The sequence below is a fragment of the Mesorhizobium sp. SEMIA396 genome (genome assembly GCF_024518615.1).
GTDB lineage: Bacteria > Pseudomonadota > Alphaproteobacteria > Rhizobiales > Rhizobiaceae > Mesorhizobium.
Genome location: NZ_JANIFC010000001.1, coordinates 246,816 through 258,787, shown reverse-complemented (window position 1 = coordinate 258,787; position 11,972 = coordinate 246,816). Strand labels below are relative to the sequence as shown.

General features: G+C 63.5%; 13 protein-coding genes. 4 read left to right on the top strand and 9 right to left on the bottom strand.

Annotated features, from left to right (window positions below; translation table 11 throughout):
• The first annotated feature begins 10 nt into the window (after positions 1-10).
• Together NP503_RS01245 and NP503_RS01240 are read left to right on the top strand one after the other, a co-directional pair.
• Entirely contained in the window at positions 11-1,042 is a 1,032-nt protein-coding gene (locus NP503_RS01245) for an Ldh family oxidoreductase (protein ID WP_127266704.1), read from the top strand.
• A 42-nt stretch (positions 1,043-1,084) separates the two neighbouring features.
• Complete coding sequence (locus NP503_RS01240) at positions 1,085-2,110, top strand: proline racemase family protein (protein WP_127266698.1); 1,026 nt, start codon at positions 1,085-1,087, stop codon at positions 2,108-2,110.
• A gap of 17 nt (positions 2,111-2,127) precedes the next feature.
• Here NP503_RS01240 and NP503_RS01235 read toward each other — a convergent pair whose 3' ends face one another.
• Genes NP503_RS01235 through NP503_RS01215 form a run of 5 tightly spaced genes read right to left on the bottom strand, consistent with a single transcriptional unit; the run spans position 2,128 to position 6,361 of the window.
• Positions 2,128-2,901, bottom strand: a complete 774-nt coding sequence (locus NP503_RS01235; RefSeq protein WP_127266699.1) for a LamB/YcsF family protein — start codon at positions 2,899-2,901, stop codon at positions 2,128-2,130.
• Between the two features lie 36 nt (positions 2,902-2,937).
• Positions 2,938-3,327 carry a biotin/lipoyl-containing protein gene (locus NP503_RS01230; protein WP_127272578.1) on the bottom strand — a complete coding sequence of 130 codons (390 nt, stop codon included), beginning with the start codon at positions 3,325-3,327 and terminating at the stop codon, positions 2,938-2,940.
• Entirely contained in the window at positions 3,317-4,690 is a 1,374-nt protein-coding gene (accC, locus tag NP503_RS01225; protein ID WP_127269420.1) for an acetyl-CoA carboxylase biotin carboxylase subunit, read from the bottom strand. The genes NP503_RS01230 and accC overlap by 11 nt, the downstream gene beginning before the upstream one ends.
• 4 nt (positions 4,691-4,694) lie before the next feature.
• Positions 4,695-5,150: an acetyl-CoA carboxylase biotin carboxyl carrier protein subunit gene (locus tag NP503_RS01220; RefSeq protein WP_127269419.1), complete on the bottom strand. Its 456-nt coding sequence runs from the start codon at positions 5,148-5,150 to the stop codon at positions 4,695-4,697.
• Positions 5,151-5,158: 8 nt separating this feature from the next.
• The gene (locus tag NP503_RS01215) at positions 5,159-6,361 is read right to left on the bottom strand and encodes a pyridoxal phosphate-dependent aminotransferase (protein WP_127269418.1); all 1,203 of its coding nucleotides are present in this window, start codon (positions 6,359-6,361) and stop codon (positions 5,159-5,161) included.
• Positions 6,362-6,565: 204 nt separating this feature from the next.
• Between NP503_RS01215 and NP503_RS01210 the strand changes: the two genes are divergently transcribed.
• Positions 6,566-7,744, top strand: a complete 1,179-nt coding sequence (locus NP503_RS01210) for an FAD-binding oxidoreductase (protein ID WP_127269417.1) — start codon at positions 6,566-6,568, stop codon at positions 7,742-7,744.
• Positions 7,745-7,850: 106 nt separating this feature from the next.
• Positions 7,851-8,504 carry a GntR family transcriptional regulator gene (locus tag NP503_RS01205; protein WP_023809526.1) on the top strand — a complete coding sequence of 218 codons (654 nt, stop codon included), beginning with the start codon at positions 7,851-7,853 and terminating at the stop codon, positions 8,502-8,504.
• Positions 8,505-8,550: 46 nt separating this feature from the next.
• Here the strand turns inward: NP503_RS01205 and NP503_RS01200 are convergent, their stop codons facing one another.
• The 4 genes from NP503_RS01200 to NP503_RS01185 all read right to left on the bottom strand — a co-directional run bounded on the left by NP503_RS01200 (position 8,551) and on the right by NP503_RS01185 (position 11,969).
• Positions 8,551-9,015: a VOC family protein gene (locus NP503_RS01200; RefSeq protein WP_245465939.1), complete on the bottom strand. Its 465-nt coding sequence runs from the start codon at positions 9,013-9,015 to the stop codon at positions 8,551-8,553.
• Between the two features lie 5 nt (positions 9,016-9,020).
• The gene (locus NP503_RS01195; RefSeq protein WP_127267888.1) at positions 9,021-9,800 is read right to left on the bottom strand and encodes an SDR family NAD(P)-dependent oxidoreductase; all 780 of its coding nucleotides are present in this window, start codon (positions 9,798-9,800) and stop codon (positions 9,021-9,023) included.
• 94 nt (positions 9,801-9,894) lie between these two features.
• Positions 9,895-11,373, bottom strand: a complete 1,479-nt coding sequence (locus NP503_RS01190) for an aldehyde dehydrogenase (protein ID WP_127267889.1) — start codon at positions 11,371-11,373, stop codon at positions 9,895-9,897.
• Positions 11,374-11,381: 8 nt separating this feature from the next.
• On the bottom strand, positions 11,382-11,969 hold the full coding sequence (locus NP503_RS01185; protein ID WP_127269711.1) for a thiamine pyrophosphate-dependent enzyme: 588 nt from the start codon (positions 11,967-11,969) through the stop codon (positions 11,382-11,384).
• Positions 11,970-11,972: the final 3 nt, after the last annotated feature.

Below are 11,972 nucleotides of genomic sequence, written 5' to 3'. Positions count from 1 at the left end.
AAGGCCAGAAATGACCAACACCACGATCACCACCGATGCCCTGCATGAGCGCGTCGATGCAATTTTCCGCAAGGCCGGACTGAACCCCATTCAGGCCAGCGCCATTACAAGGGTCATCGTCGCGGCGGAACGCGATGCCTGCAAGTCGCATGGCATCTACCGGATCGAAGGCGCCCTGCGGACGATCAAGGCCGGAAAGGTGAGCCCACACGCGGTGCCCGAGTTGTTGCCTCAAGACGCTCCCGCCCTCGTCAAAGTGGATGCGAAGCATGGTTTCGCCAACCCAGCCTTCGAATTGGGTCTGCCGGTGCTGATCGAGCGGGCACGGTCGTGCGGCATTGCCGCACTCGCGATCAACGATGCGGTGCATTTTTCCGCCCTTTCGGTGGAGGTCGAAGCTTTGACACAGGCAGGCCTGACCGGCCTGGCCATGTGCCCGAGCTATGCCACCGTCGCTCCGACCGGTGGCAACGGACCATTGCTGGGCACCAATCCTTTTGCCTTTGGCTGGCCGCGAGAAGAGCAGCCTCCCTACGTTTTCGACTTCGCGACCTCGGTTGCCGCGCGCGGCGAGATCGAGCTCCACCGCCGGGCAGGCAAGAAGCTGCCGGAAGGCTGGGCCATGGATTCTGACGGCAGGCCAACGACGGACCCCGAAGCTGCCCTGGCGGGCGCCATGCTTCCCTTCGGCGGGCACAAGGGCTCGGCCATCGCGACGATGATCGAACTGCTCGCCGGGATCATGATCGGCGACCTGACCAGCCCCGAGGCGCTCGAGCTGCTTGGCACCACGACGCTTTATCCGTCGCACGGAGAGTTGGTCATCGCTTTCTCGCCGAAAGCCTTCGCCGCCGGCCGGCCCGGCAATCCGCTGGGCCGTGCTGAAGCGCTGTTCGAGGCGATCTTGGGCCAGGGTGCGCGCCTGCCCTCGCAAAGGCGGTTCCTAGCCCGCGAGACGTCGGAGCGCGACGGTATCGTCCTATCGCACCAGGAAATGGAACAACTCGATCGTTTTCTCGAACGGGGGCTCGACGCGGTCTGAATCGGTATCGCCAGGGCCAAGACCAATCACAGGAGGAGAAAAATGCGCTGGACGAAAACATTCACGGTCGTCGGCTGCCATGCCGAGGGCGAAGTCGGCAATGTGATCACCGGAGGCGTCAAGGACGTTCCGGGCAAGACCATGTTCGAAAAGAAGGAGTATCTCGAAGCGCATATGGACGACATTCGTGGGCTGCTCTTGTTCGAGCCGCGCGGTGCGCCCTACGTCAACGGCAACATCATCCTGCCGCCTTGCGATCCCTCGGCGGATCTCGGCTACGTCATAATTGAAAGCACGGAATACCCGCCCATGTCCGGCTCAAACACCATCTGCGTCGCCACAGTGGCGCTGGAGACGGGCATGGTGCCGATGAAGGAGCCTGAGACATTGCTGCGCATGGAAGCGCCGGCCGGCATGATCGAGGTGCGCTGTCTCTGCGAGAACGGCAAGGTGAAGCAGGTGGAGTTCACCAATGTACCGGCTTTTGCACTCCACCTCGACACGCATGTCGAGGTGGAAGGGCTCGGCACGATCACCGTCGACACCTCCTATGGCGGCATGACTTTCGCCCATGTCAATGCGCGCGCACTCGGCTTTTCCATAACACCCGACGAGGCCCACCAGATGTCGCTGATGGGCCAACGCATCAAGAAGGCGGTCAACGAACAGCTCAAGGTCGTGCATCCGGAGAACCCGAAGATCCGCGACGTGTCCAACGTGATTTTCGAAGGTCCGATCGAGCGCGTCGACGGGCGCGTGGAAAGCGTCAACGGCACGGTGTGCCTGCATGGCAGGCTCGACCGCTCACCGACAGGCACCGGCACCACCGGGCGGCTGGCGGTGATGTCGGCAAAGGGGCAGATCGTCAAGGGCGAGCTGTTCCGTAACAGATCGATCATCGGGACCCATTTCGATTCCCGCGTGATCGCCAATACGCGCCTCGGCGATCGCGACGCTGTCGTGGTCACCATCGCCGGACAAGCCTGGATCACCAGCATCGGCCAATATGGCCTCGACCCGACGGACCCTTATCCACGCGGGCATCGCCTCAGCGACGTCTGGTTCTGAAACGGACGCGGCCGTGCTCAGGCCGCGAACGCTCTGACCCTGACGCCGCTCGCCTCCAGCCGTCGCCGAACGCGCGCGGCGATGGCGACGGCTGCCGGCGTGTCGCTGTGGACGCAGATCGAATCGATCGGCGTCTGCAGCATCTGCCCGGAAAGCGTCTCGATGGCGCCTTGCTTGACCATCCGCACGACCCGTTCTGCCGCCTTCTCGGCGTCGTGGATGACAGCGCCTTCCAGCTTGCGCGAGACAAGAAAGCCTTCCTCCGTATAGGCGCGGTCGGCAAAGATTTCGGACCTGACCGTCAGGCCCGCGTCGCGCGCGATCCTGTCCTGGAAGCCGAGCGCAATGGCCAGGCAGATCAGGCCGGGATCGACGGCCTTGACCGCGCGCGTCACCGCTTCGGCGACGCCACGATCGGTCTGGGTAAGATTGCCTAGCGCGCCATGCGCCTTGACGTAGCGGATCGGGTGGCCGGCATAGGCGGAAAGCGCCTGCGCCGCGCCGATCTGGTAGGCGACCAGCCTTTCGATCTCATCCATGGAATGCGGAATGATGCGGCGTCCGAACCCCCACAGATCGGCGAAGCTCGGATGCGCGCCAACAGCAACGCCCTTGTCGCGCGCCATCGAGAACGTGGCCGCCATGATCTCGGGGTCGCCGGCGTGAAAGCCGCAGGCCACATTGGCGGAACTGACGATGTCGAGGATCGCCGCATCGTCGCCGAGCCTGTAGGCTCCAAAACCCTCGCCCATGTCGGAATTGATATCGACCTGCAATCCTTGGGCCGCCATGGCGCTTTCCTCAGTGGTTCGAACCATCGCCTTGCTTCACACCAGCCCGTAGAGCGGCGTGCCGTAGCCGACGACCGCTCCGTCCTCGATCAGCGCTGCACCCAGCACACCGTCTGCCGGCGCAACGATTGCCTTCAGGCATTGGCCGACCTGCAGGACGCCGACCGTCTCGCCCTTGCGAACCGTCTGGCCAGGTTCGGCGATCGGGCGACCGGTCGTCGGGTGATCGAGACGGAACACGCCGACGCCGGGCGCGCGCACGCCCTTGAAGGCCGTTTCGGCCTTCGGGGCTTCGGCCAGGGGTGTCGAGGCAACAACGGATTGCATGTGCAGGCGCAACGAAAAGCCGGCCTCCGACACTTCGATCTCGCCGATGCCGGCGCTAGCGCACCAGGCGGCCAGCCTTTCGATCTCCTCAATCGTCATCGCCGCCTCGTCCCTGGAGCAGACCGCCTTCAATGAGACGTTCGAGATGATGGATATCGAAGCCGCCGGCAGCGAAGCCGGGCTCGTCCATCAGGAGGCCGTGCAGCGGCGCGTTGGTGGCGATGCCGACAGCCTCCATCTCGCCCAGCGCGCCGCTCATGCGCCGGATCGCCTCGGCTCGCGTCACGCCATGCGCCAGCAGCTTGGCCACCAATGAATCGTAGTGCGGCGGGACGGTGTAGCCGGAGTAGAGATGCGATTCGACGCGGATTCCGGGACCTCCGGGCGGCGTCCAGCGCTCGACCCGGCCCGGATGCGGGCGAAAGCTGTATGGATCTTCAGCGTTGATGCGGCATTCGACGGCGTGGCCCTGGATGCGGATGTCTTCCTGGCTGAACGACAGGGGTTCGCCCCGGGCGATGCGGATCTGCTCGCGCACGATATCGATGCCGGTGACAAGTTCCGTGACGGGATGCTCCACCTGCACGCGGGTGTTCATCTCGATGAAAGAGAAGCGCCCGTCCTCGTAGAGGAATTCGAATGTGCCCGCGCCTGTATAGCCGATGGTCAGGCATGCCTGGGCACACAGCTCGCCGATCTCGGCAACCGCCTCGCGGGCGATGCCGGGCGCCGGCGCCTCCTCGATGATCTTCTGGTGGCGGCGCTGCATGGAGCAATCCCGCTCGCCGAGCCAGACCGCCCTGCCATGCTTGTCCGCCAGAATCTGGATCTCGATATGGCGCGGATGCTCGAGGAATTTTTCCAGATAGACTTGCGGGTTGCCGAACGCCCGGTCCGCCTCTTTCACCGCCATTGAAACGGCTTCCATCAGGGCGTGCTGCTCGCGCACGATGCGCATGCCGCGCCCGCCGCCGCCGCCCGCTGCCTTGACGATGACCGGATAGCCGATGGCCTCGGCAATGGCGCGCACTGCCTGCTCGTCCTGCGGCAGCGCACCCTCCGACCCTGCAACGCAGGGAACGCCGGCGGCGATCATCGTGCGCTTGGCGGAGACCTTGTCGCCCATGGTGCGGATCGCCGCCGCGGACGGCCCGATGAAGATGAGACCGGCATTCTCAACAGCCTCGGCGAAGGCGGCGTTTTCCGAGAGGAAACCATAGCCCGGATGGATCGCGCCGGCGCCGGTAAGTTGCGCGGCCGCGATGATCTCGGCGATGTTGAGATAGCTCTCCGTCGCGGCCGCCGGTCCGATGCAGATCGCCCTGTCCGCCAGCGCGACATGTCGAAGGCTCGCATCCGCTTCCGAGTGCGCCGCCACCGTCTTCAATCCGAGGTCGCGGCAGGCGCGCAGGATGCGCAGCGCGATTTCACCACGATTGGCGATAAGGACGGTGTCGAACATCGCCTCAGCCCAAATCTTCGAGAACGAACAGCACATCGCCGGACTGCACCGCGGCATGGTCGTCGAACGCGATCTGGACGATCCGCCCAGCGCGATCGGATTCCACGACATTGAACGTCTTCATGGCTTCGAGGACACCAACCTTCTGCCCTTCCACGACCATATCGCCAACCGAAGCGAGCGGCGGTTCACCTTCGGTGCCGGAGCGGTAGAACACGCCCGTCAGCGGCGCGCGGATCGAATAGCGTGCGATGGGCGGAGATGTCGAAGCCGGATTTGTGAAGACGGCAGGGACGGCGGCTGGCCCCGACTGCGACGCAGATTGCGCTTGCGACGCGGATTGCGCCGGCGCCATCTGCCTGGACATGCGGATGCGAACGCCATTGCGCTCGATCTCCAGTTCGGCAATGGGCGAACGCGAGACAAATTCGATCAGCTTCTGGACGAAGTCGAGATCCATCGCCGACCCTATCGCAGCGCTTCGACAGCCTTGGCGATTCGCCCGATCGCTTTTTCGATCAGATCCATCGACGTGGCTATGGAAATGCGGAAATGCGGCGACAGCCCGTAGGCAGAGCCCTGCACCACCGCGACCCGCGCCTGATCGAGCAGGTAAAGCGAGAAATCATCGTCGCTGCCGATGGGAGTGCCGTCGGGGCGACGACGGCCGATCAGGGCCGAGCAATTGGGATAGAGATAGAAGGCGCCCTCGGGCGTCTGGCAGGTAAGGCCGGGAATCTTGCGCAGCAGCTCCAGAGCGCGGTCGCGCCGAGCCTGGAATTCGAGCGCCCGAGGGCGAAGAAAGTCCTGGGGACCTTCCAGTGCGGCAATGGTCGCGGCCTGCGAGATGGATGACGGGTTCGACGTGCTTTGGCTCTGCACGGTGGCCATGGCGCGGATCAGCGGTTCCGGCCCGCCGGCATAGCCGATCCGCCAGCCGGTCATGGCATAGGCCTTCGACACGCCATTCACTGTCAGCGTACGGTCCTTCAGCCTCGGCTCGACGCCGGCGATGGTATGGAAGGTACGTCCATCGAACAGGATATGCTCGTAGATGTCGTCGGTCAGAACGTGCACATGCGGGTGATCGAGCAACACCCCGGCCAGGCCGGCAAGTTCGTCGGGGCTGTAGACGGCGCCAGTCGGATTGGAAGGCGTGTTGAGCAGCAGCCATTTGGTGCGCCCGGTGATCGCGGCTCGCAGGGCTTGCGGTGTCAGTTTGAAGCCCTGCGCCTCCGTGCAAGGAACGACCACGGGCTTGCCTTCGCCGAGCAGGACGATGTCGGTGTAGGAAACCCAATAGGGCGCGGGGACGACCACCTCGTCACCGGGGGCCAGCGTTGCCAGCAGGGCGTTGTAGATGATCTGCTTTGCGCCACCCGCGACGCTGATTTGCGAAGGCTTGTAATCGAGGCCGTTCTCGCGCCTGAATTTCCCGGCCACCGCCTTCTTCAGCGCGGCGGTGCCGTCGACCGCCGTATAGCGCGTTTCACCCCTGCGCATCGCCTCGTAGGCCGCCTCGACGATGTGCGGAGGCGTTGGAAAATCCGGCTCGCCGGCGCTCAGGCTGATGACGTCGATGCCGGCCGAGCGCATTTCGATTGCCCGCGCGGTGACCGCCATGCTGGGGCTTGGCTTGATGACGTCAAGACGGGGAGCGATGAGGCCCACGGGAAATCCTCGTCATGGCTGCCGCGACGTTGCCGGGCAGGTGATATCTGGTGAAAATTGGATAATGTATTCTGATTTTCGCGTCAAACCCCTTTTTCTGCATCGAAGACCGGGTTATGTCTCATTCCAGTGGTGGGTCGATAGAGGAAAGTATCCAATCCTTCATCGCCGCGTATGACATTCGAGATAGGGAACACGATTGGAATGGGCACGAACTATGATGTGGTGATCGTCGGCGGCGGCGTTGTCGGCAGCTCGATCGCCTATTTCCTGTCAGCCAATCCGGATTTCGATGGCAGTATTGCGGTGATCGAGCGGGACCCCTACTACACGGCCTCCTCGTCTTCCTTGTCGACCAGCGCCATCCGCCAGCAGTTCGGCACGGCGCCCAACATTGCCATGTCGAAGTTCAGCATCGACTTCCTGCGCCAGGTAAAGACGCGGCTTGCCATCGGCGACGAGTTGGCCGACATCGGCCTGCATGAGCCCGGTTACCTCGTGCTGGCGACACCCGAGCGGGCAGACGCGCAGCGTGCCAAGAACCGCGTTCAGCGCGGCATGGGCGTCGACGCCGAACTGATCGAGCAGGTCGATCTGGCACGACGCTTCCCGTGGCTCAACACGGACGATCTCGCCCTTGGCTCGCTCGGCCTTGGCAGCGAAGGCTGGTTCGACGGCCCCGGCCTGATGCAGGCCTTTCGCCGCAAGGCGCGCACGCAGGGCGTGGACTATCTTGCCGCGACGGTGACCGGACTGACCATGGCGTCTCCCCAAAAGGTCGGCGAAGTGGTGCTCGACAATGGCGACCGGCTTGCCGCCGGCACGGTGATCAACGCGGCCGGACCGTGGAGCGCGGGCATCGCCAGGATGGCCGGCGCCGAACTGCCGGTTGTCCCGAGCAAGCGCTGCGTCTTCGTCTTCGAAACGCCGGCAACGATCGAAAACTGCCCCTTCGTCTTCGACACGAGCGGCTTCTGGCTGCGGCCGGAAGGCCAGCTCTTCCTGTGCGGTATTCCGCCGGTGCGCGAGAACGAGCCGGACGATTTTGGCCTGGATGTGGATTACGACCTGTTCGACGAGTTGATCTGGCCGGCGCTCGCCCATCGCGTGCCCGGGTTTGAGCAATTGCGCATGCTGCGCGCCTGGGCGGGGCTCTACGAATACAACACCTTCGACCACAGCGGCATCATCGGCCGGCATCCCGAGGTTTCGAACTTTGTCCTGGCTACCGGCTTCAGCGGCCACGGCATGATGCATGCAGCGGCGACCGGGTCGGGCGTCAGTGATCTCATTGCCTATGGCGAGTACCGCTCTGTCGACCTGTCGGCCTTCCGCTACGAACGGATCGCTGGCAATCAACCTATCGAGGAACATGTCTACTGAAGCGAAACGGGCGACATGGCATCGCGGTGACAACGGTGCTATGCGTCCACTTCTTCAATCAACACGGCGCCAGTCAACAAACACGGCGGCCGCCTCAGGCTGATTCATGCTCGTACAGAAGAAAACCATCTCGACCCAGGTCGCCGATGCCATCAGGCAGAAGATCCTGATCGGCGAATACGAGGCCAACTTTCAGCTGCGGCAGGAGCATCTGGCCACCGAGTTCGGCGTCAGCCGAATTCCGGTGCGAGAGGCGCTGCATCAGCTTCATTCGGAAGGCTTCGTCACGCTGGTTTCCCACAAGGGCGCCGTCGTCACCTCCATTTCCCTGGACGAGATCCTCGAGCTCTACGAATTGCGGGCCCGGATCGAAACATGGCTACTGGCCCTCGCCATTCCAAGGATGACGGAGGCCGACCTCGCGCTGGCCCGCGAGCGTGCAAAGCAGCACCAGGAGCAGGGCAAGACCGGCGAGTATTCGAACCAGCTCAACTGGAACTTCCACGCCGCGCTCTACGCGCCGTCCGGCCGCAAGGCGACGATCGAACTGGTCGGGCGCATCTATCAGCAGCTGGAACGCTACACGCGCATGATGGTGACGCTCACCGAGATCCAGGCACAGTCCGACCGCGACCACTGGCAACTCATCGACCTGTGCGAAGCCAAGGATACGCTGCGCGCCGTCGGCCTTTTGGAAATGCATATCATCACCAGCGGCAAATTCCTGGTCGACCGGCTTGAGGAATTGCGGGGCAGCTGATCAGTCGCCCCGTCTCCTTGTCCAGCCCCAATCCTTCGCGCGAAGATCATTTGCCGGGCAGATTGGTCGCCCGGGTCAGCAGGATCACGCCCGCCTTGTCGGCCGTATCGTAATAGGTGAAGCCGGTGCGGTTTTCCCGGCGCCCGCGCATCAGCACGGGAAGCCCGTCGTCCTGCGCCTTGGCCTCGGCTGCATCCGCATCACGAACCTCGAAGCCGATATGGAAGACGCCTTCACCCTTGCCATTGAGATGAATCCGCTGCGGTGAAGGATCGCCGTTCGGCTCGCACAGTTGCAGCTGAACGTTCGGCAAGTTGCAAATCCGGTATTGCATCGCCTTGAAACCCTCGGGGCTTGGGACCTGGAGTTCTTCGTATTCGGCCAGCGGCGGATAGGACTCCCATGGCCCGATGCCGATGGAGTCATAATAGGCCTGCGCCTTGTCGATATCGTGCACGACGATGCAGATGTGATGCAGCTTGTCGAAATTGCCCATGTCGTCACTCCCCATTCTTCTCACTCCTTGATCGGGACCGTATAGTTCAGAACGCGGCGCCCCCCGTCGGGGTAGATCGTCTCGCCGGTGATGTAGGAAGCGTCGTCGCTGGCCAGGAATGCCACGACCGAGGCGATCTCGGCTGCCGTGCCGAGGCGCCCGAGCGGTGTACGCGAAAGGACTGCCCGTCTCATTTCTTCCGAATCGATGAATGTCCCGTCCATGACCATGTCCGTGGCGATGGTGCCCGGGCCGACACCGACCACGCGGATGCCATGGGGAGCGAAGGCGACGGCGGCGGTGCTGGTGACCTGGTTCATGCCGCCCTTGGAGATCGCGTAGGTGGCGACACGCGGGTTGGCGAGGCCCGAATTGATCGACGACATGTTAATGATGACGCCGCCTCCACCCTGCGCGATCATCTGGCGGGCTGCGGCCTGGGTGCCCATGAACGCGCCCTTCAGATTGACGGCGAGAACCCTGTCGTAGTCCGCCTCTGTGATGTCGAGAAAGTCCTGGACCGGAGCGATGCCGGCATTGTTGACCATGATGTCGACACGGCCGAACTTCGCCACCGCCGCTGCAATCAGCCCATCGACCTGGTCCTTCTTGCTGACATCCGTGACGACCGCCAGGACGCTGTCGGTGGTACCGATTTCAGCGGCACATTTTTTTAACTCCACGGCATCGATGTCGCCGAGCACGAGCTTCGCGCCTTCGGCCAAAAAGCGTTCCGCGCAAGCGCGTCCGATGCCGCGCGCCGCGCCTGTGACAACCACCACCTTGCCTGCCTGTCTCATGTCCAATCCTTCGATCATTTGTAAGTCGGCCACCGTCTCAGGGAGCATGGGCCGAGCTTGGCTAGGAATGGGGATTCTCCCACCGAAGCCTAGCCTAGCGGATAACGAAGGGATTGGCGGTCTTGCCGGCGGTGTCTATCCACACCGTCTTGGTCTGCAGATAGGAATTGATGGCGTCCTGCCCGCTTTCGCGCCCGATACCGCTCCTCTTGTAGCCGCCGAAGGGCGCCATGTAGGAGACGGCACGGTATGAATTGATCCAGACCATCCCCGCTTCCATCGCGGCCGCGCCGCGCAGCGCCCTGCCCATGTCGCTGGTCCATATTCCCGCCGCCAGCCCATAGGGGCTGTCATTGGCAATGGCGAAGGCCTCGTCCTCGTCGTCAAAGGGGATGACGGACAGGATCGGCCCGAACACCTCCTCACGCGCGATCCGCATGGTGTTGTTCACGCCGGTGAAGATGGTGGGCTCGACGAACCAGCCCTCGGCCAATTCACCCGAGGCCGGCTTGCCGCCGCCCAGCACGCAAAGCGCACCCTCGCGGCGCGCGATGCCGAGATAGGACAGCACCTTCTCGCGCTGGGCTTGCGTGGTGATCGGCCCGACCTGCGTCTCTTGCAGCGCCGGATTGCCCAATCGAGCGCTGGCCGCCAGCGTTATGACGCCTTCCACGAACCGGTCGTGGATTTTGCGATGCACCAGCAGCCGCGAACCCGCGATGCAGGTCTGGCCGCTGGCCGCGAAGATGCCTGAGATCGCGCCGTTGACCGCGCTCTCGATATCGGCGTCGTCGAAGACGATGTTGGCCGATTTGCCGCCGAGCTCCAGCGTGACGGTCTTTAGCTGTTCGGCAGCCGCCCGATAGACCGCGATCCCGCCAGGCTCACCACCAGTGAAGGCGATCTTGGCGACGTCGGGATGAGAGACGAGTGGCGCGCCGACATCAAGCGGCATGCCGGTAACGGTGTTGACCACGCCGGGCGGGAAGCCTGCCCGCGCAAACAGTTTCACGAACTCCAACGTCGAGGCCGAGGCGTGTTCCGACGGTTTGATGACGACAGTGTTGCCTGCCGCCAGCAGCGGCGCGAGCTTCCATGTCAGAAGTAAAAGCGGCGAATTCCAGGGCACGATCGCTGCAATGACACCCAGCGGCTCGTGGCGGGTGAAAGCGAACATGCCAGCCTTGTCGATCGGCAGCACCGACCCTTCGATCTTGTCGGCAAGACCGCCGAAATAGCGGAACCATTCCGGGATATAGCGCAGCTGTGCCGTCATTTCGGTGAGCAGCTTGCCATTGTCGCGCGTCTCGATGGCGGCAATACGATCTACGTTCTCGGCGATCAGATCGGCCAGCCGCACGAGCAGCTTGCCCCGCGCGGTCGGCGTGATGCCGGCCCATTCCTTCGACCGGAATGCTGCCTTCGCGGACGCCACGGCGGCGTCCACCTGGCTCGCTCCTCCACGCGGGATCAGCGCCCAGGGCCTGCCGGTGAACGGATCATGGCTCTCGAATGTATCGGCTGTCGATTGCAACCGACCGCCGACCGTGTTCTGGAAACTAACCAGCGCCATATCGGTCCTCAACAGGTGGCAAAGCCCAGATGGGCGCGAAAACGGTTCTTGACCTCGACCGCGTCGCGCGGCGGCAGCGAGCGCGGCAGGTTCTCGGCGGTGATTTTCAGCACGAAAAGGCGCGGACCGTCGGCCGGGCGCCGAAGTTCTCCACAGAGCATGTCGACCTCCTCCAGCGTACGCAGCTCGGCGGTCTTCGAAAAACCGCAAGCGGCCGCGACCTTGTCGAAACCAATGCCCTTGCCGGTATGGCTGGACTGCATGCCGGTCTCGCCGAAATGCTGATTGTCGAGCACGATCAGGTCGAGATTTTTCGGCCGCGCCACCGAGATCGTCGCCAGCGAACCGAACGCCATCAGCTGTTCGCCATCTCCGGTGATCACCATGACCCGCTTGTCGGGTTGGGCCTGGGCAAGCCCGAGGCCGATCAGCGCAGCACCCCCCATGGCGCCCCAGAGATAGTAGTTGTCGTTGCGGTCGCCGGCGGCATGCACGTCGTAGCTCGGCGAGCCGAGACCGGTCACGACCAGGGCGCCGTCACGGGCGTCAAGCAGCTTCTTCACCGCAACCCGGCGGTCCATCGTCGGCAAATTCATGTC